The 23,480-nt window shown below is 55.5% G+C and carries 21 protein-coding genes; 16 read left to right on the forward strand and 5 right to left on the reverse strand.

The window, feature by feature from the left end; genetic code table 11:
- The first annotated feature begins 192 nt into the window (after window positions 1–192).
- The 4 genes from AAGR08_RS18135 to AAGR08_RS18150 all read left to right on the forward strand — a co-directional run bounded on the left by AAGR08_RS18135 (window position 193) and on the right by AAGR08_RS18150 (window position 4,589).
- Window positions 193–2,127, forward strand: coding sequence for a PTS mannitol transporter subunit IICBA (locus AAGR08_RS18135; RefSeq protein WP_007893370.1), 1,935 nt, complete (start codon window positions 193–195; stop codon window positions 2,125–2,127).
- Between the two features lie 94 nt (window positions 2,128–2,221).
- A complete protein-coding gene (gene mtlD / locus AAGR08_RS18140) occupies window positions 2,222–3,370 on the forward strand; it encodes a mannitol-1-phosphate 5-dehydrogenase (protein ID WP_345827545.1) in 1,149 nt (382 codons plus the stop codon).
- Between the two features lie 60 nt (window positions 3,371–3,430).
- Complete coding sequence (gene mtlR / locus AAGR08_RS18145; protein WP_176519138.1) at window positions 3,431–3,976, forward strand: mannitol operon repressor MtlR; 546 nt, start codon at window positions 3,431–3,433, stop codon at window positions 3,974–3,976.
- A 250-nt stretch (window positions 3,977–4,226) separates the two neighbouring features.
- A complete protein-coding gene (locus AAGR08_RS18150) occupies window positions 4,227–4,589 on the forward strand; it encodes a YibL family ribosome-associated protein (RefSeq protein WP_097095395.1) in 363 nt (120 codons plus the stop codon).
- 7 nt (window positions 4,590–4,596) lie between these two features.
- Here AAGR08_RS18150 and AAGR08_RS18155 read toward each other — a convergent pair whose 3' ends face one another.
- The 3 genes from AAGR08_RS18155 to AAGR08_RS18165 all read right to left on the reverse strand — a co-directional run bounded on the left by AAGR08_RS18155 (window position 4,597) and on the right by AAGR08_RS18165 (window position 7,553).
- A complete protein-coding gene (locus tag AAGR08_RS18155; RefSeq protein ID WP_345827547.1) occupies window positions 4,597–5,559 on the reverse strand; it encodes a VirK/YbjX family protein in 963 nt (320 codons plus the stop codon).
- 191 nt (window positions 5,560–5,750) lie between these two features.
- Window positions 5,751–6,368, reverse strand: a complete 618-nt coding sequence (sodA, locus tag AAGR08_RS18160) for a superoxide dismutase [Mn] (protein ID WP_007893384.1) — start codon at window positions 6,366–6,368, stop codon at window positions 5,751–5,753.
- Window positions 6,369–6,527: 159 nt separating this feature from the next.
- Window positions 6,528–7,553 (reverse strand): LacI family DNA-binding transcriptional regulator, encoded by a 1,026-nt coding sequence (locus AAGR08_RS18165; RefSeq protein ID WP_097095397.1) that lies wholly within the window; start codon window positions 7,551–7,553, stop codon window positions 6,528–6,530.
- A 292-nt stretch (window positions 7,554–7,845) separates the two neighbouring features.
- Between AAGR08_RS18165 and AAGR08_RS18170 the strand changes: the two genes are divergently transcribed.
- The 4 genes from AAGR08_RS18170 to alsE are packed head-to-tail and all read left to right on the forward strand — an operon-like array spanning window position 7,846 to window position 10,603.
- Window positions 7,846–8,286: a PTS sugar transporter subunit IIA gene (locus AAGR08_RS18170; RefSeq protein WP_345827550.1), complete on the forward strand. Its 441-nt coding sequence runs from the start codon at window positions 7,846–7,848 to the stop codon at window positions 8,284–8,286.
- A gap of 18 nt (window positions 8,287–8,304) precedes the next feature.
- Entirely contained in the window at window positions 8,305–8,571 is a 267-nt protein-coding gene (locus AAGR08_RS18175; protein ID WP_097095399.1) for a PTS sugar transporter subunit IIB, read from the forward strand.
- Between the two features lie 42 nt (window positions 8,572–8,613).
- On the forward strand, window positions 8,614–9,873 hold the full coding sequence (locus AAGR08_RS18180; RefSeq protein ID WP_097095400.1) for a PTS ascorbate transporter subunit IIC: 1,260 nt from the start codon (window positions 8,614–8,616) through the stop codon (window positions 9,871–9,873).
- A gap of 49 nt (window positions 9,874–9,922) precedes the next feature.
- Complete coding sequence (gene alsE, locus AAGR08_RS18185) at window positions 9,923–10,603, forward strand: D-allulose 6-phosphate 3-epimerase (RefSeq protein WP_097095401.1); 681 nt, start codon at window positions 9,923–9,925, stop codon at window positions 10,601–10,603.
- 96 nt (window positions 10,604–10,699) lie between these two features.
- On the opposite strand, the gene AAGR08_RS18190 is transcribed toward alsE, so the two are convergent.
- Window positions 10,700–12,040 (reverse strand): aspartate aminotransferase family protein, encoded by a 1,341-nt coding sequence (locus tag AAGR08_RS18190; protein ID WP_097095402.1) that lies wholly within the window; start codon window positions 12,038–12,040, stop codon window positions 10,700–10,702.
- Window positions 12,041–12,214: 174 nt separating this feature from the next.
- On the opposite strand from AAGR08_RS18190, the gene AAGR08_RS18195 reads away from it, so the two are divergent.
- Window positions 12,215–12,991 (forward strand): DeoR/GlpR family DNA-binding transcription regulator, encoded by a 777-nt coding sequence (locus AAGR08_RS18195; protein WP_345827553.1) that lies wholly within the window; start codon window positions 12,215–12,217, stop codon window positions 12,989–12,991.
- Here AAGR08_RS18195 and fdhD read toward each other — a convergent pair.
- Entirely contained in the window at window positions 12,988–13,839 is an 852-nt protein-coding gene (fdhD, locus tag AAGR08_RS18200) for a formate dehydrogenase accessory sulfurtransferase FdhD (RefSeq protein ID WP_345827555.1), read from the reverse strand. The two genes, AAGR08_RS18195 and fdhD, sit on opposite strands and share 4 nt — an antisense overlap.
- Window positions 13,840–13,932: 93 nt before the next feature.
- Here fdhD and fdnG point away from each other — a divergent pair, with 93 nt between their 5' ends.
- The 7 genes from fdnG to selB all read left to right on the forward strand — a co-directional run bounded on the left by fdnG (window position 13,933) and on the right by selB (window position 23,377).
- Complete coding sequence (fdnG, locus tag AAGR08_RS18205) at window positions 13,933–16,980, forward strand: formate dehydrogenase-N subunit alpha (protein ID WP_345827557.1); 3,048 nt, start codon at window positions 13,933–13,935, stop codon at window positions 16,978–16,980.
- 11 nt (window positions 16,981–16,991) lie between these two features.
- On the forward strand, window positions 16,992–17,891 hold the full coding sequence (fdxH, locus tag AAGR08_RS18210; protein WP_097095406.1) for a formate dehydrogenase subunit beta: 900 nt from the start codon (window positions 16,992–16,994) through the stop codon (window positions 17,889–17,891).
- On the forward strand, window positions 17,891–18,532 hold the full coding sequence (gene fdoI / locus AAGR08_RS18215; RefSeq protein WP_097095407.1) for a formate dehydrogenase cytochrome b556 subunit: 642 nt from the start codon (window positions 17,891–17,893) through the stop codon (window positions 18,530–18,532). Before fdxH ends, fdoI begins: the two co-directional genes overlap by 1 nt.
- A complete protein-coding gene (gene fdhE / locus AAGR08_RS18220; RefSeq protein ID WP_345827560.1) occupies window positions 18,532–19,458 on the forward strand; it encodes a formate dehydrogenase accessory protein FdhE in 927 nt (308 codons plus the stop codon). The genes fdoI and fdhE overlap by 1 nt, the downstream gene beginning before the upstream one ends.
- A gap of 69 nt (window positions 19,459–19,527) precedes the next feature.
- A complete protein-coding gene (locus tag AAGR08_RS18225) occupies window positions 19,528–20,139 on the forward strand; it encodes a glutathione S-transferase (protein ID WP_345827562.1) in 612 nt (203 codons plus the stop codon).
- An 8-nt stretch (window positions 20,140–20,147) separates the two neighbouring features.
- Complete coding sequence (selA, locus tag AAGR08_RS18230) at window positions 20,148–21,527, forward strand: L-seryl-tRNA(Sec) selenium transferase (protein ID WP_345827564.1); 1,380 nt, start codon at window positions 20,148–20,150, stop codon at window positions 21,525–21,527.
- Window positions 21,524–23,377, forward strand: coding sequence for a selenocysteine-specific translation elongation factor (gene selB, locus AAGR08_RS18235; protein WP_345827566.1), 1,854 nt, complete (start codon window positions 21,524–21,526; stop codon window positions 23,375–23,377). The genes selA and selB overlap by 4 nt, the downstream gene beginning before the upstream one ends.
- Window positions 23,378–23,480 lie beyond the last annotated feature (103 nt).

The following is a 23,480-nucleotide window of genomic DNA, read 5'->3' on the forward strand; positions in this document are numbered from 1 at the left end:
ATGTCACCTTATAGCCCCCTCATCACCCCAAGTTAGCGTGATCTGCATCACACTAAGCCCGTGCTCTACGCAGCGTAATAAACTAGTGCTAGAGTCCGCCTGCATACAGTAATGCCACGGCCCCCGCCGTAACGTTCAAACAAAAACAAACGCGCTCTCTTATTGCAGCGCGTCTCAATAAGGGGTGGGTTTATGTCCTCATCAGTAAAGGTCAAGGTTCAGAGCTTTGGTCGCTTTCTGAGTAATATGGTGATGCCTAACATCGGTGCGTTTATCGCCTGGGGTATCATCACTGCGCTGTTCATCCCAACCGGATGGATTCCAAACGAAACGCTGGCGAAACTCGTCGGCCCAATGATCACTTACCTGCTGCCGCTGCTGATTGGTTTCACCGGTGGACGTCTGGTAGGCGGCGATCGCGGTGGCGTGGTGGGTGCAATCACCACCATGGGCGTGATCGTCGGTGCCGATATGCCGATGTTCCTTGGCTCAATGATTGCCGGTCCGCTGGGCGGCTGGGCGATCAAATCCTTTGACCGCGTAGTAGATGGCAAGATCAAAAGCGGCTTCGAGATGCTGGTGAACAACTTCTCGGCCGGTATCATCGGGATGCTGCTGGCGCTGCTGGCGTTCCTGGCGATCGGTCCACTGGTTGAAGGTCTGTCACACATTCTCGCCGCTGGCGTGAACCTGATGGTGCAGAACAACCTGCTGCCACTGACCTCCATCTTTGTTGAACCGGCGAAAATCCTGTTCCTCAATAACGCCATCAACCACGGTATCTTCTCTCCACTGGGTATCCAGCAGGCGAGCGAGGCGGGCAAATCAATCTTCTTCCTGATTGAAGCCAACCCAGGTCCGGGTATGGGCGTGCTGGTTGCCTACATGATTTTTGGTCGCGGTAGCGCCAAACAATCTGCAGGCGGTGCAGCGATTATCCACTTCCTCGGTGGTATCCACGAAATCTACTTCCCGTACGTGCTGATGGCGCCGCGTCTGCTGCTGGCGGTTATCCTCGGTGGTATGACTGGCGTGTTCACCCTGACGCTGCTGAACGGAGGTCTGGTTTCACCAGCATCTCCAGGTTCCATCCTGGCGGTACTGGCGATGACGCCAAAAGGTGCCTACTTCGCTAACATTGCGGCAATTATCGCAGCCTTTGCTGTCTCCTTCGTGGTCTCTTCAATCCTGCTGAAAACCAGCAAAGTGAAAGAAGATGACGATATCGAAGCCGCGACTCAGCGCATGAAAGATATGAAAGCGCAGTCAAAAGGCCAGGCCGTTGCGGGTTCACCGGTCGCAGGCGATGCGATGAGCGTTGACCTGAACCACGTGCGCAAAATCATCGTGGCCTGTGACGCCGGTATGGGTTCAAGTGCGATGGGTGCAGGTGTGCTGCGTAAGAAAGTGCAGGATGCCGGCCTGAGCAATATCTCCGTCACTAACAGCGCGATTAACTCGCTGCCGGGCGATGTCGATTTGGTGATTACCCACCGCGATCTAACGGAACGTGCGATGCGCCAGGCGCCACAGGCGCAGCATATTTCGCTGAACAACTTCCTCGATAGCGCGCTGTACAGCAATCTGACTGAACGTCTGGTTGCCGCTAACCGCAGTGAAGCCCATCGCGAAACCGTGCAGACCACGCTGGCGGACAGCTATGACGAAGGCAACGCGCACCTGTTTAAACTGGGTGCAGACAATGTGTTCCTCGGTCTGAGCGCCACCCACAAAGAGCAGGCGATTCGCTTTGCCGGTGAACAGTTGGTGAAAGGCGGATATGTTCAGCCGGAATATGTTGAAGCGATGCTGGAACGTGAAAAGCTGACGCCAACCTATCTCGGTGAGTCAATTGCCGTTCCGCACGGTACCGTGGAAGCAAAAGATCGCGTGTTGAAAACCGGTGTGGTGTTCTGCCAGTATCCGGCCGGTGTACAGTTTGGTGATGAACCAGAAGACGTTGCGCGTCTGGTCATTGGTATCGCCGCTCGCAACAACGAGCATATTCAGGTCATTACCAGCCTGACGAATGCGCTGGACGATGACAGCGTAATTGAGAAGCTGGCAAACACCACCAGCGTGCAGGACGTATTGGACCTGCTCTCAGGCAGCACCGTTAAAGCGTAACAGCACGTTTTACCTTCCCTGGGGCGGGTAAGCCCGTCCCACATTTCCGGGGCGGACTTGCCCGCCCTTTCGTCATTTGATATGGGTCAAATTTATGAAAGCGTTACATTTTGGAGCAGGTAACATCGGTCGCGGTTTTATCGGTAAGTTGCTGGCAGATGCCGGAATCGAGCTGGTGTTTGCTGACGTCAATCAGGTGGTGCTTGATGCCCTTAACGCCCGTCATGAGTATCCGGTTCATGTGGTTGGCGAGCAGGCGAAAGTCGAAATCGTAAAAGGCGTTAGCGCCGTAAACAGCACCAGCGACGATATCGTTACGCTGATTGCTGAAGTGGATATTGTGACGACTGCGGTTGGTCCGCAAATTCTGGAACGCATCGCCGGTGGCGTGGCTAAAGGTCTGGCCAAACGCAGCGACAGCGGTAACGTCCGCCCGCTAAATATCATCGCCTGTGAAAATATGGTGCGCGGTACCAGCCAGCTGAAACAGCACGTGCTGAAAGCCCTGCCAGAGCAGTATCACGCATGGGTAGAAGCGCACGTTGGTTTCGTTGATTCTGCGGTAGACCGCATCGTCCCGCCGTCAGAAGCCGGCACCACCGATCCGCTGGAAGTCACCGTTGAAACCTTCAGCGAGTGGATTGTTGATAAAACCCAGTTCAAAGGCGAGCTGCCGAATATCCCAGGCATGGAACTGACCGATAATCTGATGGCATTCGTTGAGCGCAAGTTGTTCACCCTCAACACCGGCCATGCGATCACCGCTTATCTCGGCCAACTTGCAGGTCACGCGACCATTCGTGATGCGATTCTGGATAAGAAAGTCCGTGCCATCGTGCAAGGTGCCATGCAGGAAAGTGGTGCGGTACTGATTAAGCGCTATGGTTTTGAAGCCGATAAACATGCGGCTTACATCCAGAAGATCCTCAGTCGTTTCGAAAACCCATACCTGAAAGATGACGTTGAGCGCGTTGGCCGTCAGCCGCTGCGTAAGCTGAGTGCGGGCGATCGCCTGATCAAGCCAACGCTGGGCACGCTGGAGTATCAGCTGCCTCACGACAATCTGGTGCAGGGCATCGCCGCCGCGATGCACTATCGCAGCGAAGCCGATCCGCAAGCGCAAGAGCTGGTCGCTTTGCTGGCAGAAAAAGGCCCGCAGGCCACGCTGGCTGAGATTTCCGGCCTGGATGCCAATAGCGATGTGGTCACCTCAGTGGTGAGCGCTTACAACGCTATGGCATAATGCGCGCCCTTTAGTGGTTAACTCGGGCACATCTTCGTGCCCGCTGGCGGTAGCTGAACGATGCAGGCAATAATGGAAGAGAAGCAGGCTTTTGAAAACCGGGTGCTTGAGCGCCTGAATGCCGGTCGTTCGGTGAGAAGCTTTCTGATCGCCGCCGTTGAACTGCTGACCGAAGCGGTTAACCTGCTGGTGCTGCAAGTGTTTCGTAAGGACGATTACGCGGTTAAATATGCGGTAGAGCCGCTGCTGCTCGGTGATGGTCCGCTGGGTGAGCTCTCCGTTCGCCTCAAGTTGATTTACGGCCTGGGCGTCATCAACCGGCATGAGTATGAAGACTGTGAACTGCTGCTGGCGCTGCGCGAGGAGCTGAATCATGACATCAGCGATTATCGCTTTACTGACGATGAGATCCTTGGACCGTTTGGCGAATTGCACTGCGTGGTTGCCTGGCCGCCGCAGCCGGATTTCAACCGCGATGACGATCAACTCCGGTCAATGCAGCAGCAGCGTTATCTGCAAATGGTACGATCAACCATGGTGCTGTCGCTGACCGAGCTGATTTCCCGCATCTCGCACAAACAGGTGTTTAAAAAGCCGGCGGTGTAGGGTCGCCATTCATGGCGACCAGGTGCGCATGAATGCGCACCCTACGAAAACCTCGCCAAACCACTGTAGGGTCGCCATTCATGGTGACCAGGCGCGCATAAATGCGCCCCCTACGAAAACCTCGCCAAACCACTGTAGGGTCGCCATTCATGGTGACCAGGTGCGCATGAATGCGCCCCCTACGCTCCACGCTGCAAAACGGCGCAGATTTGTGTATCCTTTCCCTGTTTTCCTTAACGAGTTTCCCCCAATGAAAGAAAAAGAAAAAGCCGAGATCAAACTTCTCAGCGATCAGCTGGACGCACTCAACCGCAAAGAAGCCCCGCTGTTAGCGTCTGGCGATGCCGAAAAGCTCGGAGAGCTGCTGCGTGAAAAAGAGAAGCTGGAGCTGGAAATTGAGCGCCTGCGTGGTGTACGTACAGAGAAGTTAAGCAAAGAAGCGCAACAGCTGCAGAAGCTGGGCTTTAGCCGCGAAATTACCAAAAAAGAGCAGGCCAACATGGGCGCATTCAAGAAAAGCGTGCGCGGCCTGGTGGTAGTGCACCCAATGACCGCGCTCGGACGTGAGATGGGACTAAAAGTGATGACCGGCTACGCGAAGCAGCCGTTCTAATCATGACTTACGCGGCGTGTGAGACGTCGCGTTGGATGCCTGCCGCCTGATGAACTTGTTCATTTAGGCTGTCCAGCAAGGCATAGCGACGGCGGTACTCGGCGCGCTTCTTGCTGGCAATCTCTTCCAACTCTTTCCGCTCTGCGCGCAAAGGCAGCATAAACAGCTCATCCGCCCGCATCACCCCGCCCAGAGATAGCCAAAACTCGCTGTAGCTCGCAAAAAACTTGTCGCTCTTGCTGTGACGATAGCGCAGGCTGCGGAACACGTGTGTGGTATCACCAACGGCAGTTATCGCTTCTACGCCACACTGCTCCGCCAGGTTAAATACGGCTTCCATCAGCAGACGTTTTGGGAATACGCCGTGTGCGGCTTTCGTGGCATCGCGAATCACATCGTTAGAGATATGTTTACGCGGCCCCTGTAAACCACCGATTAATAAGGTGCGCTTCTGGCGCTCACCAATAATAGAGAACGAGAGAGACGCAATTAACTGGGTTTCGTAACGCAACTCCAGTGTAATTTCACCTTCACGGTCGAAGCGGCCCGGACAGCAATAAATCAAAAATGACTCATCATTTTTGCCGCTTAAATTGGCCAGCAAATTGTCGCCCGGACTCTGCAAAAGCTGGCGCAAGGTTGCGTTATCCAGCTGGTCCATCAACATATAGTGATCGATGATGGCCTGCGCGCGCTGCGCAACGCTAAAACCTGCGCGCAAGTAGGGACGATGAGGTTTGGCCGGCAGCAGGCCTTGTAGGCTCAATAATTGCGGCAGCGCTGGTAACTTCGCTAATTTATTAAGGTAACTGAAGGTAGTAATAGGAAATACCAACGACCTTAAGGCAAATTTTGTGCGGAAACTACTGCTATTCCATAATTTATCCGGTCTGAACTTCCCACTAATTAATGGCAAAAACAGTGATGCTGACGAATCATTATTCGTCACAGAAGTTGTGATAATAGACATGATTATTTAGGCTTTGCGAGACAAATTATCGCTACTATATGCCCCAAATTATCAACGGCAGGTTAATAGCTTTCGCAGCGTAATAATCGTGCGGAAAAATATCCGCGTCGTTTAGGAATGGTTTAATTAAAGCGAAAAAAAACCGGTGAACAACTCCACCGGTTACCTATATTGCGGGCGTTAGCCAGAACTTATTTAGCAGAAGCAAAACGCGCTGCAGCTTCGTCCCAGTTCACAACGTTCCAGAATGCTTTGATGTAATCAGGACGTTTGTTCTGATACTTCAGGTAGTAAGCGTGTTCCCACACGTCTAAACCGATGATTGGGAAACCTGAAACGCCAGCGACGGCTTCACCCATCAGCGGGCTGTCCTGGTTTGCGGTAGAAACCACAGCCAGTTTGTCGCCTTTTTTCACCAGCCACGCCCAGCCTGAGCCGAAGCGAGTGGTCGCGGCTTTCTCAAACTCAGCCTGGAAAGCTTCAACGCTACCGAAATCTTTTTCGATTGCTGCTTTCAGGTCGCCTTGCAGCGAGGTGCCCAGCTTCAGACCTTTCCAGAAGAAGCTGTGGTTGGCATGGCCGCCCGCGTTGTTACGCAGTGGACCTTTTTTATCTGCTGGCAGCTGATCCAGTTTGGTGATCAGCTCTTCTACCGGCAGGTTGGCGAATTCGGTACCTTCCAGCGCGGCGTTAGCGTTGTTAACGTAGGTCTGGTGGTGTTTAGTGTGATGGATTTCCATCGTCTGCTTGTCGAAGTGCGGTTCCAGTGCGTCGTAGGCATACGGCAGGGATGGCAGTGAATAACTCATGTTCTTCCTCTCCATTTAGTGTTTTGCAGCACTACCTCACTGGGTGTGCCGCGTAAGCAGTCGGATCATTATAGTTAAAAACATGATCCGTAAAAGGGTTATCAATGCCTTAGAATTGATAAGGATTTGATGAATCTGGGAAAAGGTGCGCACTTACCGCTACACCTTATGCGTGCTGGCGCGCAATTTGAGTTGAACCGGCAGCTCATTGATAGCAGGTGGCTCGTCGCCCTTAAGCGCCGACAGCAGACGTTTGCCCGCTGTCCGCCCCATCTCTTCATACGGCAGCACAATGCTGGTAAGCGGTGGCGAACACACTGCCGCTAACGGACCCCCTCCGATGCTGGCAATCGCTAACTGGCTGGGAATCGAGATCCCTGCTGCATGACACGCCATAATGGCACCGCAGGCAACTTCATCGCTGGTGCAAATCAATACATCCAGTTCGGGCCAGGTCATGCGGATCTCCGCCAGCAGGCTATGTCCCGCAGCAAAGGTCGGCATCTTCGGTGACGTTACCACGCGATGTGGCGCTTGATTCAGCGCTAACATGCCGCTGTGCCAGCCATTCAGCAGCTGGCGAAAGATGGTGTTGTTACTTTGGGTGCAGAGCAAGCCGAGGTTGCGATAGCCACGCTCTACCAGGCTCTGCACCAGCTGGCGAATCGCTTTGGCGTAATCGACGCCAATGCTGATCCCCGCCGAATCCTGATGTACGCCGCCAATATCCATCACCGGCAGCCCGGAATTGCTCAGCAAACGATGCGCCTCGGCAGCGTTATCGAAATTGAAATGCACCATCGCCGCCGGATTATAAGAGAGCAGCATTTCGATCAGTTCGCTCTCTTCCGCAGCCGAATGGTTGGCTTCTGCCAGCATCATGTTGTAACCCTGTGGACGCAGCACTTCCTGCAGCGCTTCCGAAACAATGGTACTGCCCGGCGTGGCAAATGAGGGCACCACCATGGTGATCAGCCGCGAAGTTGCCGATGCCAGATTGCTTGCCTGCACGTTAGGCACGTACGACAACTCAATGACCGCCGCATCAATTTTGGCGCGAATGTCAGGCGAAACCTTCTCCGGCATGCGCAGCGCGCGCGATGCGGTCATGGTACTTACGCCCACCAAACGGGCAACATCGGCCAGGGTGCTTTTGCCGGTACTGCGCCGTTTTTTTTCTGTCATGCACTCTCCTGCATTACTCACCGCTTGTGCCAGGACGCAGCTTAAAACCAAAATTGTTAACGCGCCATGTTAAAAACCACAGATTCGGTCATCCCTCACCCGCGAACTCGCCAGAATGCGTGAGCATGTCAGGTGCTTGCAACAATGACAAACCCATCACATGAAAATGTTAGCGATAACACGTTTTTTAACAATCTCAGTGTTAGCGCTAACTTTTGCGACAATCATCACAGAAAATGGGCGAGAAAATAACCTACATTGCACCCCATCGAAGAATAAAGAGGAATTACTGATGCTCACTCAATGGCTAACGCCACAACATATTCGTGTCGTCGAGCAGGTCAGCAACTGGCAGGAAGCGGTGCGCTTATCTGCTGAACCGCTGCTGGCGGAAGGGGCAATCAGTCCGGCTTATCTTGATGCCATCTTCACCTCGCATGCAGAACTGGGCCCCTACTACGTGCTGGCTCCGGGACTGGCGATGCCACATGCTCGTCCGGAACAGGGTGCGCAGAAAAATGGCTTGTCGCTGCTGCACGTGAAAAAGGGTATGAGTTTTCAGGCAGATGAAAACGATCCTGTGTATGTCGTCATCATGCTATGCGCGGTATCAGGCGACGATCATATTCAAATGATCACCGCATTAGCGGAGGTATTTAGTGACGAATCTCGCCTGCAGCAGCTGCTGTCGGCTTCTACTCTGTCAGCCATAAACGCTGTCATTCAAAATTAATCACCAGAGAACCCTACGATGAAAAAAATCCTGATTGTGTGTGGCAATGGTTTAGGTAGCAGCTTCATTGTTGAAATGAATGTGAAGAAGATTGTAGCGGAATTAGGCAAAGAAGCCGAAGTCGGTCATACCGATTTAACCTCTGCGAAATCTGAACATGCCGATTTAATTATTGCCGCCAAAGATATTGCCGATCAGTTAGCGGGGCACAGCGCGAAAGTGGTTGGCCTGACTAACCTGCTGGATAATGCCAAAATTAAAGAAATCCTGGCTGAGAATATATAACAACACAATACCCCGAAAACTTTACTCACCACGGAGTAAGTTATGCTGCAATTTATTATTAAGGATGTTCTTGGAACACCCGCTATACTTGTCGGCCTTTTTTCCCTGTTTGGTTTATTATTGCAAAAGAAACCGGTCTCTGATGTTATTTCCGGTACGCTTAAAACCATTATGGGTTTTGTTATTCTCATCGCCGGGGCCAATTTAATTGCGGCCACACTGACCATTTTTAGCCAACTCTTTGAACACTCGTTTAATATTCAGGGTGTGGTGCCAAACACCGACGCAATGGCGGCGCTGGCGCAGAAAAGCTACGGCACGGAAACCGCGATGATCATGGTGTTCGGCATGTTGGTGAACATTCTACTGGCACGCATTACGCCGCTGAAATACATCTTCCTGACCGGCCACCATACTCTGTATATGTCGGCGATGCTGGCGGTAATCCTGTCAGTGGGTGGTGTGCACGGATTCTGGTTAGTCGTAATTGGATCACTGATTCTCGGCACCATGATGGTGGTGTGCCCGGCAATTCTGCAGCCCTTTACGCGCAAGATTACCAATTCGGACGATCTGGCGCTCGGCCACTTTGGCTCCACCGGTTACCTGCTCTCTGCGCTGGTAGGTAAAGTGGTCGGTAAAGGCAGCCCGTCGATTGAAGAGTTGAAGGTACCAAAAACGCTCAACTTCCTGCGCGATTCATCGGTAGCGATTTCGCTGACCATGATGATTCTGTTCATCGCGCTGGTGTTGGTCGCCGGTAAAGCATTTACCGAAACCATCAGTGGCGGCCAGAACTACATTGTGTTCGCCATCATCCAGTCGATTACCTTTGCAGCCGGCGTCTACATTATCCTGGCCGGCGTACGTATGGTGATTGCGGAGATCGTCCCCGCCTTCAAAGGCATTGCCGATAAACTGGTGCCTAACGCCAAGCCGGCATTGGATTGCCCAACGGTGTTCCCGTTCGCGCCTAATGCGGTGATCATCGGTTTCCTGTCGAGCTTCTCCGCCGGTTTGATCAGCATGTTCCTGTGCCCGTTGTTTGGTCTGAGCGTGATCGTTCCCGGCCTGGTGCCACACTTCTTCTGCGGTGCCACCGCTGGCGTCTACGGCAATATCACCGGCGGACGTCGTGGTGCGGTGATCGGCGCCTTTGTGCAAGGGTTACTGATCTCCTTCCTGCCCGCGATTCTGCTGCCGATGATGGGTGACCTCGGCTTCGCTTCCACCACCTTTGGTGACGCGGATTTCGGCATTGTCGGTATCGTGCTCGGCCACATTATTTCGTTCTTCCATTGATGTCATCAACAGCGCCTGCGGGCGCTGTTTTTGTAATGAGGAAAGAGTTATGAGTGCAAAATTTTCGCCGTCATTAATGTGCATGGACCTTACCCGCTTCCGCGAGCAAGTGGAGGCAATGAATAGCACCGCTGCGTTTTATCATGTCGATATTATGGATGGCAGCTACGTCAAAAATATTACCCTATCGCCGTTCTTTATTGAGAACCTACGTAAAATTACTGAAGTGCCGATTGATGTGCATTTAATGGTGAATCATCCGGAAGATATTATTCCAATGTGCATTGAGGCGGGCGCGGATATTATTAGCTTTCACCCCGAAACCGCCAATAATAAAATCTTCCGTTTACTTACGCAGATCAAAGAGGCCGGACGGCGTTGCGGCGTCGTGTTAAATCCGGCAACCCCAGCGGAAACCATTCGTGAATACGCGCATCTGCTGGATAAAGTAACGGTGATGTCAGTAGATCCCGGCTTTGCTGGACAGAAATTTATACCGGAAACGCTGAATAAGATCCGCCAGCTGATTGCGATGCGTGAAGAGCAGGGTTATCACTATCTGACCGAAATTGATGGTTCGTGCAATGCGCGCACCTTCAAGCAGATTGCGGCGTCGGGTGTTGATGTGTTTATCGTTGGCACATCGGGATTATTTAATCTGCATGACGATGTAGCGCAGGCGTGGCAAAAGATGGAGCGCATTTTCGCCGCTGAAACCGCCAGAGTCTGAGAATGAGGTGGCCATAAATGACCACCCTACAAAATCCGTAGGGTCGCCATTCATGGCGACCTTGTTAATAATCGCACCTTATTTATGACGATCGTTCTATCGTCCCAGCTCGCTCAGCGACTTATCCAGCGCCCCTACCAGCCAATCGATATCCGCCTCCTGGAACGCCAACGGCGGACGCAGCTTCAGCACGTTGCCGTACGGGCCCGCAACTGACGTCAGCACGTGGTGCTCACGCAGTTTCTCAATCAAATCCAGCGCTAGCGCTTTATCCGGCGTTTTGCTGGCGCGGTCTTGCACCAGTTCGAAACCAATAAACAGCCCGGCGCCGCGCACATCGCCGATTGATTCATGACGATCCATCAGTTTCTGCAATTCGCTCAACAGCTTAGCCCCGACTACGCGGCTATGCTCCTGCAGGTCCTCTTCTTTAATCACCGTCAACACCGCCTGCGCTGCGGCCATTGCCACCGGATTACCGCCAAAGGTGTTGAAGTAAGGAATTTCATCGCTAAACGCCGCCAGCACATCGCTTTTTGCCAGCAGGCCGGAAACAGGAATACCGTTGCCCATTGGCTTGCCGGTGGTGACCACATCCGGCACCACGCCGTGGCGTGCAAAGCCCCAGAACGCATCGCCGGTACGGCCAAAGCCTGGCTGCACTTCATCGGCGATAAAAATCCCGCCGTTGGCATGCACCACATCGACCGCTTTCTGCAAGAAGCCGCGCGGGTTAGGCAGCACACCATCTGAAGAGAAGATGGAATCAGCGAGGAAGCCGGCAAACTTAATACCGTGGGCTTTCATATCGTCGATCTGCTTTTGGATTTCATTGGCAAACCACTCGCCGAGATCGGGCGCATTGACGCGATAGGCATCCGGCGGCGGCACCAGACGCGTGGTTGCTGCTAACGGCTGTCCGCTGCCGAGCGCCGGTGAAACCCCCGACGTGAGATCGCTGGTGCCGTGATAGGCCTCCTGCGACACAATAATGCCGGTGCCGCCGCTGAAGGCACGCGCTACGCGAATCGCCAAATCGTTGGCTTCCGAACCGGTGCACATGTACATCGCGCGGTCGATGGCATCCGGTGTGGTCGCCAGCAGCGCTTCGGTATAATCGAGAATGCGCTCATGCAGATAACGCGTATGGGTGTTCAGCATCTTCATCTGCTGATTGACCGCCTCAATCACCGCCGGATGGCAGTGACCAATGCTCGCCACGTTGTTGTACACATCAAGATATTTATGGCCAGCGGCATCCCATAAATATTGCCCTTCGCCGCGCACCAGATGCACTGGCTTGCGGTAAAACAGACGATATGACTCGCCCAACACTTTGCTGCGTTTATCGGTCAGCTTGCGGGTTTCCGCATCCAAATCGTCGGCGTGCTCTGCACGAAAACTGTTGGTGTCCATGATGGTAGAACGTGTAGCCATGGTAACTCCCGTTGCGAAGGTGAAAGGGGTGCATGCGAAATAGCCAATTGTCGCTATCATGCCTGCTTTAGCGACAAATGCAACCAAATACACAAATACAACCAAATACACATGACGGCCTGATGACACTCAGGTAAGCTTAGGCCCAGATTGAACACGCCCCAGGGAAAAGTCATGCTGCAGGAAACTCGCTTACACCGCATTCGTGCGCTCCTGACCACGCAACATCAGGTCAGTACCGAGCGCATTATTAAAGAGCTTGGCATCTCGCGCGAAACCGCACGGCGCGACATTATTGAGCTGGAAGCACAAGGATTGGCGCGGCGGGTGCATGGTGGTTTGGTGGCCGTTGATAGTCAGCCAGAGCCGCCGCTGCAGGTGCGCCGCAACGCGCAGGCGAAAGAGAAACGCGCCATCGCCATCGCCGCCGCGCAGCATTTGCAGCCGGGACAAACCCTGTTCCTTGATGCCGGCACCACGACAACCATGCTGGCGGAAGCGCTGCGCACCATGTCGGGTTTAACCATCATCACTAACAGCCTGCAGGCCGCGCTGGCGCTGAGCGCGGCGGAAGAGCATGAGACATTGAATAATCAGGTGATTTTGATTGGCGGCATGATGATGGCAGGCGCACAGCAAACGCGCGGCGAAATGACCCTCGGCGAGATTTATCGTTATCGCGCTGATGTCGCGCTGCTTTCGCCGGTCGGCATTGATGCTAAAAACGGTGCCAGCAGCTTCCATCCCCATGAAGCAGCAATTGCCCGTGCCATGGTGCAGCAGGCGAATCGCACGATTTTACTGGCGGATCACAGCAAGCTCGGGGTGGTTAGCCGCACGGTTTACGCTCCGATTGCCGATGTCGATTTGCTGATCTGCGACAGCGGCCCGGCAAAACCCGGCGCGCTGGCGGCACTGCAACAGGCGCTGCCGCAGGTACAGGTAGTTTAACGCAGGCGTTGCGGATGACTGTAAACGGTGGCGCGGCCCGGTTTACTGAAGCCAACCAACGTGAGATTGCAACGCTCGGCTACCTCAACGGCGAGCTGTGTCGCCGCCGATACCGCAAACAGAATTTCAACGCCGCACATGGCGGATTTCTGCACCATCTCATAGCTGGCGCGGCTGGAAACCAGCACCGCGCCCTGCTGCCACGGCTGCTGGCTGCGACTGCCGAGCAGTTTATCCAGCGCCACATGACGTCCCACATCTTCGTAACCACCCTGCAACTCGCCCTGCGGCGACATCCAGGCCGCCGCGTGTGTGCAACCGGTGAGATTACCGATCGGCTGATAATCGCGCAGCTGCGCCAGCCCTTTATCAAGATGGTCTAAATCAAAGGTTTGGCTGAACGGCAGCGGCTGCAACGGTTTGCCGATTTGATCGAGTTGCTCCACGCCGCATACGCCGCAGCCGGTGCGACCCGCCATGGCGCGACGCTGCTCTTTTAACGCCATAAAGCGGCGGCTGGAGAGCTCAATCTGCACTTCAATACCCTGGCAACCCGGCACCACGTCCATGCCGAAAATCTCATTCGGCTGCTCGATAATCCCTTCCGATAGCGAAAAACCGAGCGCAAAGGCTTCGAGATCGTTGGGCGTCGCCATCATCACCACGTGCGAAATGCCGTTATAGACCAGCGCGATCGGCACTTCCTGCGCCAGCCAGTCGGTTTCTGCGCTATCGATAGTACGGCGCTGCCACACCGGCGACTGCACCGCACCTGAGATCTTATTCACACTCTCGTTACATTCTGGCTGATTCACGTTCACTTTTTTCGTCTCGGGCAACAACCACATTAAAGCTGTGGTAATATTTAGCCGCTATTGTCACAAGTTTAGTCGGGTCATTCTTGCACCGTATATCGCAAGAATATAGAGGGATAATAATCCATGAATGTCAGCCGAAGAAAATTCTTCAAAGTATGCGCTGGCGGTATGGCAGGGACAACGGCAGCACTGCTCGGCTTTGCGCCGGAAGTGGCATTGGCGGAAACACGACAGTACAAACTGCTGCGTGCCCGCGAAACCCGTAATACCTGTACTTACTGCTCAGTCGGCTGTGGCTTGTTAATGTACAGCCTCGGCGACGGCGCGAAAAACGCCAAAGAGACCATTTTCCATATTGAAGGGGATCCGGATCATCCGGTGAGCCGCGGTGCATTGTGCCCGAAAGGCGCAGGCCTGCTCGACTTCGTGCACAGCGACAGTCGTCTGCATTTCCCGGAATATCGCGCACCAGGCTCCAATAAATGGCAGCGCATTAGCTGGGATGATGCCTTTGATCGCATCGCCAAGCTGATGAAAGCTGACCGCGATGCCAATTTCATCGCGCAAAATGCGGCGGGCGTGACGGTTAACCGTTGGCTCTCCACCGGCATGCTGTGCGCTTCGGCATCCAGCAATGAAACCGGCTATTTAACCCAGAAATTTACCCGATCGCTCGGCATGTTAGCGGTCGACAACCAGGCACGCGTTTGACACGGACCAACGGTAGCAAGTCTTGCTCCAACATTTGGTCGCGGTGCGATGACCAACCACTGGGTCGACATCCGTAATGCCAATCTGATCGTTGTGATGGGCGGGAACGCGGCTGAAGCGCATCCTGTCGGTTTCCGCTGGGCGATGGAAGCCAAGATTCACAACAAAGCCAAACTGATAGTTATCGATCCGCGCTTTACGCGTACGGCATCGGTCGCTGATTTCTATACGCCGATTCGCTCGGGCACCGACATCACCTTCCTGTCGGGCGTACTGCTGTGGCTGCTGCAAAACGACAAAATCCAGCATGAATATGTGCAGGCGTATACCAATGCCAGCCTGATCGTGCGTGAGGATTATCACTTTGAAGATGGCCTGTTCAGCGGCTACGACGAAGAGAATCGCAAATACGATAAAACCAGCTGGAACTACGAGATGGGCGACGACGGCTTCGCCAAACGCGACGCCACGCTCACCCATCCGCGCTGCGTGTGGAACCTGCTGAAACAGCACGTCAGCCGCTACACGCCGGAGATCGTCGAACGTATCTGCGGTACGCCGAAAGCAGACTTCCTGCACGTTTGCGAACTGATTGGCGAAACCAGCGCGCGCGATCGCACCACCTCGTTCCTGTATGCGCTCGGCTGGACGCAGCACTCGGTGGGCGCGCAGAACATCCGCACCATGGCGATGATTCAGCTGCTGCTCGGCAACATGGGCATGATTGGCGGCGGCGTAAATGCGCTGCGCGGCCACTCCAATATTCAGGGGCTCACCGATCTCGGCCTGCTGTCGCAAAGCCTGCCGGGTTACATGACTTTGCCGTCGGAGAAACAAGCCGATTTGCAAGCCTATCTGGCTGCCAATACGCCAAAAGCGCTGCTGCCGGATCAGGTGAACTACTGGAGCAACTATCCGAAATTCTTTGTCAGCCAGATGAAAGCGTTCTACGGCGACAAAGCCCAGAAGGAAAATAGCTGGGGCTTCGATTGGTTGCCGAAGTGGGACAAAGGCTACGATGTGCTGCAGTACTTCGAAATGATGTCGCAAGGTAAGGTCAACGGCTATCTGTGCCAGGGCTTTAACCCGGTGGCGTCGTTCCCGAATAAGCGCAAAGTGATCGCCTCGCTGTCGAAGCTGAAGTTCCTGGTCACCATTGATCCGCTCAACACCGAAACCGCCACCTTCTGGGAGAATCACGACGAATTTAATGATGTTGATCCGTCACAGATTCAAACCGAAGTGTTCCGCTTACCGTCCACCTGCTTCGCCGAAGAGAACGGTTCCATCGTTAACTCCGGTCGCTGGCTGCAGTGGCACTTCAAAGGCCAGGATGCGCCAGGCGAAGCGCTGAATGATGGCGAGATTCTTTCCGGCATTTACTCTCGCCTGCGCAAGATGTACGCCAGTGAAGGCGGTGCGCTGCCTGAGCAGGTGTTGAACATGAGCTGGAACTATAAAACGCCTGAAAATCCTGCCCCGGAAGAAGTGGCGATGGAGAGCAACGGTAAAGCACTGGCGGACGTGTTCGATGATAAAGGCACGCTGCTGGTGAAAAAAGGCCAACAGCTCAGCACCTTTGCCCATCTGAAAGATGACGGCAGTACCAGCAGCGGCTGCTGGATTTTCGCCGGCAGCTGGACGCCAGAAGGCAACCAGATGGCGCGCCGTGACAACACCGATCCAACCGGACTCGGCAACACGCTGAACTGGAGCTGGGCATGGCCGCTCAACCGCCGCATTCTCTACAACCGCGCCTCAGCGGATCCGCAAGGCAATCCGTGGGATCCGAAACGTCAGATCCTGAAGTGGGATGGCAGCAAATGGGGCGGCATGGATGTGCCGGACTACAGCGCCGCCGCGCCGGGCAGCGATGTCGGGCCGTTCATCATGCAGCCAGAAGGTCTTGGTCGCCTGTTTGCGCTCGACAAAATGGCCGAAGGTCCGTTCCCGGAACACTACGAGCCGTTTGAAACGCCGATTGGCACCAACCCACTGCATCCGAATGTGATATCCAACCCGGCGGCGCGCGTGTTCAAGGACGATTTGGCCTCGATGGGCCAGGCGGAGCAGTTCCCGTATGTCGGCACCACCTATCGTCTCACCGAGCATTTCCATTACTGGACCAAGCACGCGCGGCTCAACGCCATCGCGCAGCCGGAGCAGTTTATTGAAATCGGCGAGAAGCTGGCCAACAAGCTCGGCATCGCGCAGGGCGATACGGTGAAAGTGAGCTCCAATCGCGGCTATATCAAAGCCAAAGCGGTGGTCACCAAGCGCATCCGTCCACTGAACGTCGACGGCAAAATCGTCGATACCATCGGCATTCCGATTCACTGGGGCTATCAGGGCGTGGCGAAGAAAGGCTTTATTGCTAATACCCTGACGCCGTTTGTCGGTGATGCCAACACGCAAACGCCAGAATTCAAGGCGTTCCTGGTCAACGTCGAGAAGGTGTAAGGAGAACGAATATGGCTTATCAATCTCAAGACATTATCCGCCGCTCCGCCACCAATGGACTCACGCCTGCCCCGCAGGCGCGTAACCATCAGCAGGAAGTGGCGAAACTGATCGACGTGACCACCTGTATCGGCTGCAAAGCGTGTCAGGTGGCGTGTTCAGAGTGGAACGATATCCGCGATGAAGTGGGGCATAACGTGGGGGTATATGACAACCCCGCCGATTTAACCGCCAAATCCTGGACGGTGATGCGCTTCTCAGAAGTGGAAGAGAACGGCAAGTTAGAGTGGCTGATCCGCAAGGATGGCTGCATGCACTGCGCCGATCCCGGCTGTCTGAAAGCCTGTCCCTCTGAAGGTGCGATTATTCAGTACGCTAACGGCATCGTCGATTTTCAGTCCGAACAGTGCATTGGCTGCGGCTACTGCATTGCGGGCTGTCCGTTCGACGTGCCGCGTCTGAATAAAGATGATAACCGCGTGTATAAATGCACGTTGTGCGTCGATCGTGTCAATGTTGGCCAGGAACCGGCATGCGTGAAAACCTGCCCGACCGGTGCGATTCATTTCGGCAGCAAAAGCGATATGCAGGCGCTGGCGGGTGAACGCGTGGCCGAGCTCAACACGCGCGGTTATGCCAATGCGGGCTTGTACGATCCCGCAGGCGTGGGCGGCACACACGTGATGTACGTGCTGCACCACGCCGACAAGCCGCAGCTCTATCACGGTTTGCCGGAAAATCCGAGCATCAGCCCGGCGGTGACGTTCTGGAAGGGGATCTGGAAACCGCTGGCGGCCATCGGTTTTGCCGCCACCTTTGCTGCCTCGGTGTTCCACTACGTCGGCGTAGGCCCGAACCGCGTGGAAGAGGATGAAGACGAGAACCTGCACGAAAAAGAGGAGCGCGAATAATGAAAAAACGCGATCGTCTGGTGCGCTACAGCGCACCGGAACGCATCAATCACTGGATTGTGGCGTTCTGTTTTGTCTTCGCCGCGCTGAGCGGACTGGGTTTCTTTTTCCCTTCGTTTAACTGGCTGATGCACGTTCTTGGCACGCCGCAGCTGGCGCGCATCCTGCATCCGTTTGTCGGTGTAGTGATGTTTGCCGCCTTTATCATCATGTTCTTACGTTATTGGAAACATAATCTGATCAACCGTGAAGACCTGGTGTGGGCGAAAAACATCCGCAAAATCGTGCAAAACGAAGAGGTGGGCGACACCGGCAAATACAACTTCGGGCAGAAGTGTGTGTTCTGGGCTGCTATCATCAGCTTAGTCTTGCTGCTGGTGAGCGGGATTGTCATCTGGCGCCCTTACTTTGCCGGCGCCTTTGCCATTCCGCTGATTCGCGCCGCCTTAGTGGTGCATTCGGTCTCAGCTGTGGCGCTGATCGTGGTGATTATGGTGCACATTTACGCCGCGTTGTGGGTAAAAGGCACCATTACCGCCATGGTTGAGGGCTGGGTTCCGGCCGCGTGGGCGAAGAAACATCATCCACGCTGGTATCGCGAGCAGCGCCAACGCCAAACACAACAGGAAAAACGTCCCTGATGAGTATTCGCATCATCCCGCAGGACCAGCTGGATAAAGGCGAAAAGCACACGGCGGAGCAGGTTCCGCCGTTACTTTTCCCCCGGTTGAAAAATCTGTATAGCCGCCGCGCGGCGCGTTTGCGCGATCTGGCCGCGAAGAATCCGCTGGGTGATTACCTGCGCTTTGCCGCGGTGATCGCCGAGGCGCAGGAGATCGTGCTGTATGACCATCCGCTGCAGCTTGATCTGCAGCAGCGGCTGGCGCAAAGCGCCGAACAGGGCAAACCGCCGCTCGATATCCACACCTATCCGCGCGATGCGCACTGGCAACGTCTGCTGCATTCGCTGATTGCCGAGCTGAAGCCGGAGATGAGCGGTCAGGCGCTGGCGGTGCTGGAGAATCTGGAAAAAGCCTCCACCACCGAGCTGGAGAATCTGGCACAGGCGCTGCTGGAAGGTGATTTTGCCCAGGTCAGCAGCGACAAATCGCCCTTTATCTGGGCGGCGCTGTCGATCTACTGGGCGCAGATGGCGGCATTGATTCCTGGCAAAGCGCGCGCGGAATATGGCGAGCATCGCCAGTTCTGTCCGGTGTGCGCCAGCGTGCCGGTGACCAGCGTGGTGCACATGAGCGTGGGCCAGCAGGGATTGCGCTATCTGCACTGCAATCTGTGTGAAAGCGAATGGTATGTGGTGCGCAGCAAATGCTCCAACTGCGAACAAACTGGCGATCTGCATTACTGGTCGCTGGACAGTGAAAAAGCGGCGGTGAAAGCAGAAAGCTGCGGCGACTGCGGCACCTACCTGAAGATGCTGTATCAGGAGAAGGATCCCGCCGTGGAGCCCGTCGCCGATGATTTGGCCTCGCTGGTGCTGGATGCCCGCATGGAGCAGGAAGGATTCGCTCGCAGCAGTTTGAATCCGTTTATGTTCCCCGGCGATTAAACGTTCCGTTTGTAGGGTCGCCATTCATGGCGACCTTCTTCATGAATTCATTCAACACGGAGGCGAACGATGAAACTGATTGGCAGCTACACCAGTCCTTTTGTACGCAAAATTTCGGTGATTTTGCTGGAAAAAGGTCTGGTTTTTGAATTCGTGAATCAATCTCCGTGGACCGACGACACTCATGTGCCGCAATACAATCCGCTGGGCAAAGTGCCGGCGCTAATTGATGACAATCAGCTCACCTGGTTTGACTCCTCCATCATTGCGCAGGTAATTGAACTGCGCGGTGACGCGCCTGCCCTGCTGCCCGATGATCCCCTCCGCGCTTTGCAAATCCGTCAGCTGGAAAAACTGGCCGACGGCATCAATGACGCCGCGGTGATGATCGTGCGTGAGCAAATGCGTCCCGGCGATCGGCAATCCGAAGAGGTGCTGCTGCGCAATCGCGATAAAATCCAGCGCGGCCTTGATGCACTGGAAACCGCCGCCGCGCAGGGGGAACTGCTCAATAGCGTCGCGCTCAATCTGGCCGATATCGCCACCGGCTGCATGCTTGGCTACCTCAACTTCCGCCGCGTCATGCCAAACTGGTGCGTTAATCGCCCGGCGCTGGTGAAGCTGGCTGAAACCCTGTTTGAACGGGAAAGTTTTGCCCGCACCGTACCCCCCACTTGTTAAGCCATCCGATGAAAACCCTGTACAGCCAACTACCTGCTATCGATAGCCTGCTGCGCGATCCCGCGCTGCAGCCGCTGCTTGCTCAAACCGGTACCGCCTTTACCACCCATCAGCTACGCGCCATGCAGCAGGAAGCGCGTGAACACATTCAGCAGCATCAAACGTTGCCCGCCTGGCACGCCAACTGGCCGCAGGAAGCATTACGGCGTGCAGCACGACAGCAGCAAAGTGCGCTACGCCCGGTGTTTAATCTCACCGGCACGGTGCTGCACACCAATCTCGGCCGCGCACAACTGAGCGATCGCGCCATTGAAGCGGTGGTTAACTGTTTACGCCAGCCGGTAACGCTGGAATACGCGCTGGATGAGGCGGCCCGTGGCCATCGCGATAATGCCGTCAGTGCGCTGCTGTGCGAGTTAACCGGCGCCGAAGCGGCATGCATCGTCAATAACAACGCGGCGGCAGTTTTACTGATGCTGGCGGCCTTAGCGCCGGGGCGTGAAGTGATAGTCTCGCGCGGCGAGCTGGTCGAAATTGGCGGCGCTTTCCGTATTCCTGACGTAATGCGTCAAGCGGGCTGCACACTGGTTGAAGTTGGCACCACCAATCGTACTCACCTGAAGGATTATCGCGCCGCGATCGCAGAAAATAGCGGCCTGTTGATGAAGGTGCATACCAGTAATTACCAGATTCAGGGCTTTACCCATGCGGTAACCGAAGCGGAGTTGGTTGAGTTAGGCGAAGCGTATCAATTACCGGTGATTACCGATCTTGGCAGCGGTTCGCTTATAGATATGACCGGGTTTGGCCTACCCGCCGAGCCGATGCCGCAGCAGCTGATTGCCGCCGGCGTCAGTTTAGTCAGTTTCTCTGGCGACAAGCTGTTAGGCGGACCGCAGGCTGGCATCATCATCGGTAAAAAAGCGCTGATTGAGCAGCTGCAATCGCATCCGCTGAAGCGTGCTCTGCGCGTTGATAAAATGACGCTCGCCGCGCTGGAAGCGACCTTGCAACTGTATCGTCAGCCAGAAACCTTGCGTGAAGTCTTGCCGACGCTACGGCTGCTGACGCGCAGCTCGCAGGATATTCTGCAGCAGGCTGAACGGGTACTGCCGCCCTTAGCGCAACGTTATAGCGCTGATTTTTCACTGGCGATCGCGGCGTGTTCATCACAAATTGGTAGCGGATCGCTGCCGGTTGAGCGCATTCCCAGTTATGCCATCACCTTCACACCGCGCGATGGTCGCGGCAGTCACCTAAACCACTTGTCGCAACGCTGGCGTAGCCTGGCGCGCCCGGTGATTGGTCGCATTCAGGAAGGCAAACTGTGGCTGGATTTACGCTGCCTCGATGATGAAACCGCCCTGATTCAGGCGTTAGTCGCATGATTATTGCCACCGCTGGGCACGTCGATCACGGCAAAACCGCACTGTTGCAAGCGTTAACCGGCGTCGATGCCGATCGCCTGCCGGAAGAGAAACGGCGCGGTATGACTATCGATCTCGGCTACGCCTACTGGCCGCAGCCGGATGGGCGCGTGCTCGGCTTTATTGATGTACCGGGCCACGAGAAATTCCTCGCTAATATGCTGGCCGGCATTGGCGGCATTCATCATGCGCTGCTGGTGGTGGCCTGCGACGATGGCGTGATGCCGCAAACGCGCGAACATCTGCAACTGCTCAGCATGGCCGGCCAGCCGCCGCTCAGCGTGGCGCTGACCAAAGCCGATCGCGTGGATGAAGCGCGCATCGCCGAAGTACAGCAACAGGTAGCTCAGCTCACCCAACAGCTCGGCTGGCTGGCGGTGCCACAATTTGTTACCAGCAGCCACACGCAGCACGGCATCGATGCGCTGCGGCGGCATCTCAGCACCCTGCAGGAGCCGGCGTTCGACACTCGCTACCGTTTTCGTCTCGCCATCGATCGCGCCTTTACCTTAAAAGGCACCGGTTTGGTGGTCACCGGCACCGCACTGTCGGGGGAGATCAACGTCGGCGACACGCTGTGGCTCAGCAGCCTGAATGTGCCACTGCGCGTGCGCGCGCTGCATGCGCAAAACCAATCGGTGACGCGGGCGCAGGCCGGTGAGCGCATCGCGCTGAATATCGTTGGCGATGTGGAAAAAGCGCAGATCGCCCGCGGCGACTGGCTGCTGGCAGAACCACAACCGCAAGGCACCACGCGTTTAACCGTGGCGCTGCGCTTGCTGCAGCCACCAAAAAGCACCTCGCAGCCCATTCATGTCCATCATGCCGCCAGCCGCGTTACCGGACGCATTATGCTCCTGGCCGATAATCTGGCAGAAATAGTGCTGAATGAACCGCTCTGGCTGGCAGAGAACGATCGGCTGATTATCCGCGACAGCAACGCCCAGCAAACGTTGGGCGGCGCGCGCGTGCTGCTGCTTAACAGCAAAAAGCGCGGGAAACGTCAGGCGGATTACCTTGCCTGGCTGCAACAACTGGCCGCATCAGAAGGCGATGACGCCAACCTGCGCGCGCATCTGACGTATCAACCCCGCGAATCAGCTGAATTGGCCTGGGCGCGGCAGCTTACGCCGCCCGCGCTGGACGCCCTGATGGAAAATGTCGCACCGGTTCAGCTCGGTAACGCGCTGATGAGTGCCGCACAAGCAGCCAACTGGCAACAGACGCTGCTGGAGGCGTTGGCGCATTTTCATCAGCAGCATCCGGAAGTGCCGGGCATCGGGCAGGATCGTCTGCGCCGGGTAGCAATGTCGCATCAACCGGCCGCATGGGTCTTCGCGCTGATTGAGCAACTGCTGGCACAAGGTCAGCTGCAACAGCGACAGGGCTGGCTCCATCTGCCTGATTTCGAACCGCGCTTTAACCCGCAGGAAGAAATAGTGTGGCGGCAGGTTGGCCCGCTGTTTAGCGACCAGCCGCTATGGGTACGCGATATCGCGCTGACGTTACAGCAGGATGAGCAGACCATTCGCTCGCTGCTGCTGACCGCTGCCCGCCTCGGGCACATTACAGCGATCGTGCGCGATCGCTACTATCGCAGCGACCAGATCCAGATCTTCGCCGATCTGATTCGCCAGCGCGCCGCGCAAGGTGGCAGCACCAGCGCCGCCGATTTCCGCAACCAGCTCGGTACCGGGCGTAAAGTGGCGGTGCAGATTCTGGAATTCTTTGACCGCAGCGGCTTCACCCGCCGTCGTGGCAACGATCATCTGCTGCGCGACGCACGCCTGTTCCCCACCTCTTCTGCTTAAAATCTTTCGCGTTGCCTCGCAGTTTTATCTGTAACCGCGCTGCAACGCGCATTCCCCGTTGCGCAAAAAAGTGCCAGAATGTAAGAAATACTCTTACAGTGGA

The sequence above is a fragment of the Pantoea sp. BRR-3P genome (assembly GCF_039621635.1).
Lineage (GTDB): Bacteria > Pseudomonadota > Gammaproteobacteria > Enterobacterales > Enterobacteriaceae > Pantoea > Pantoea floridensis.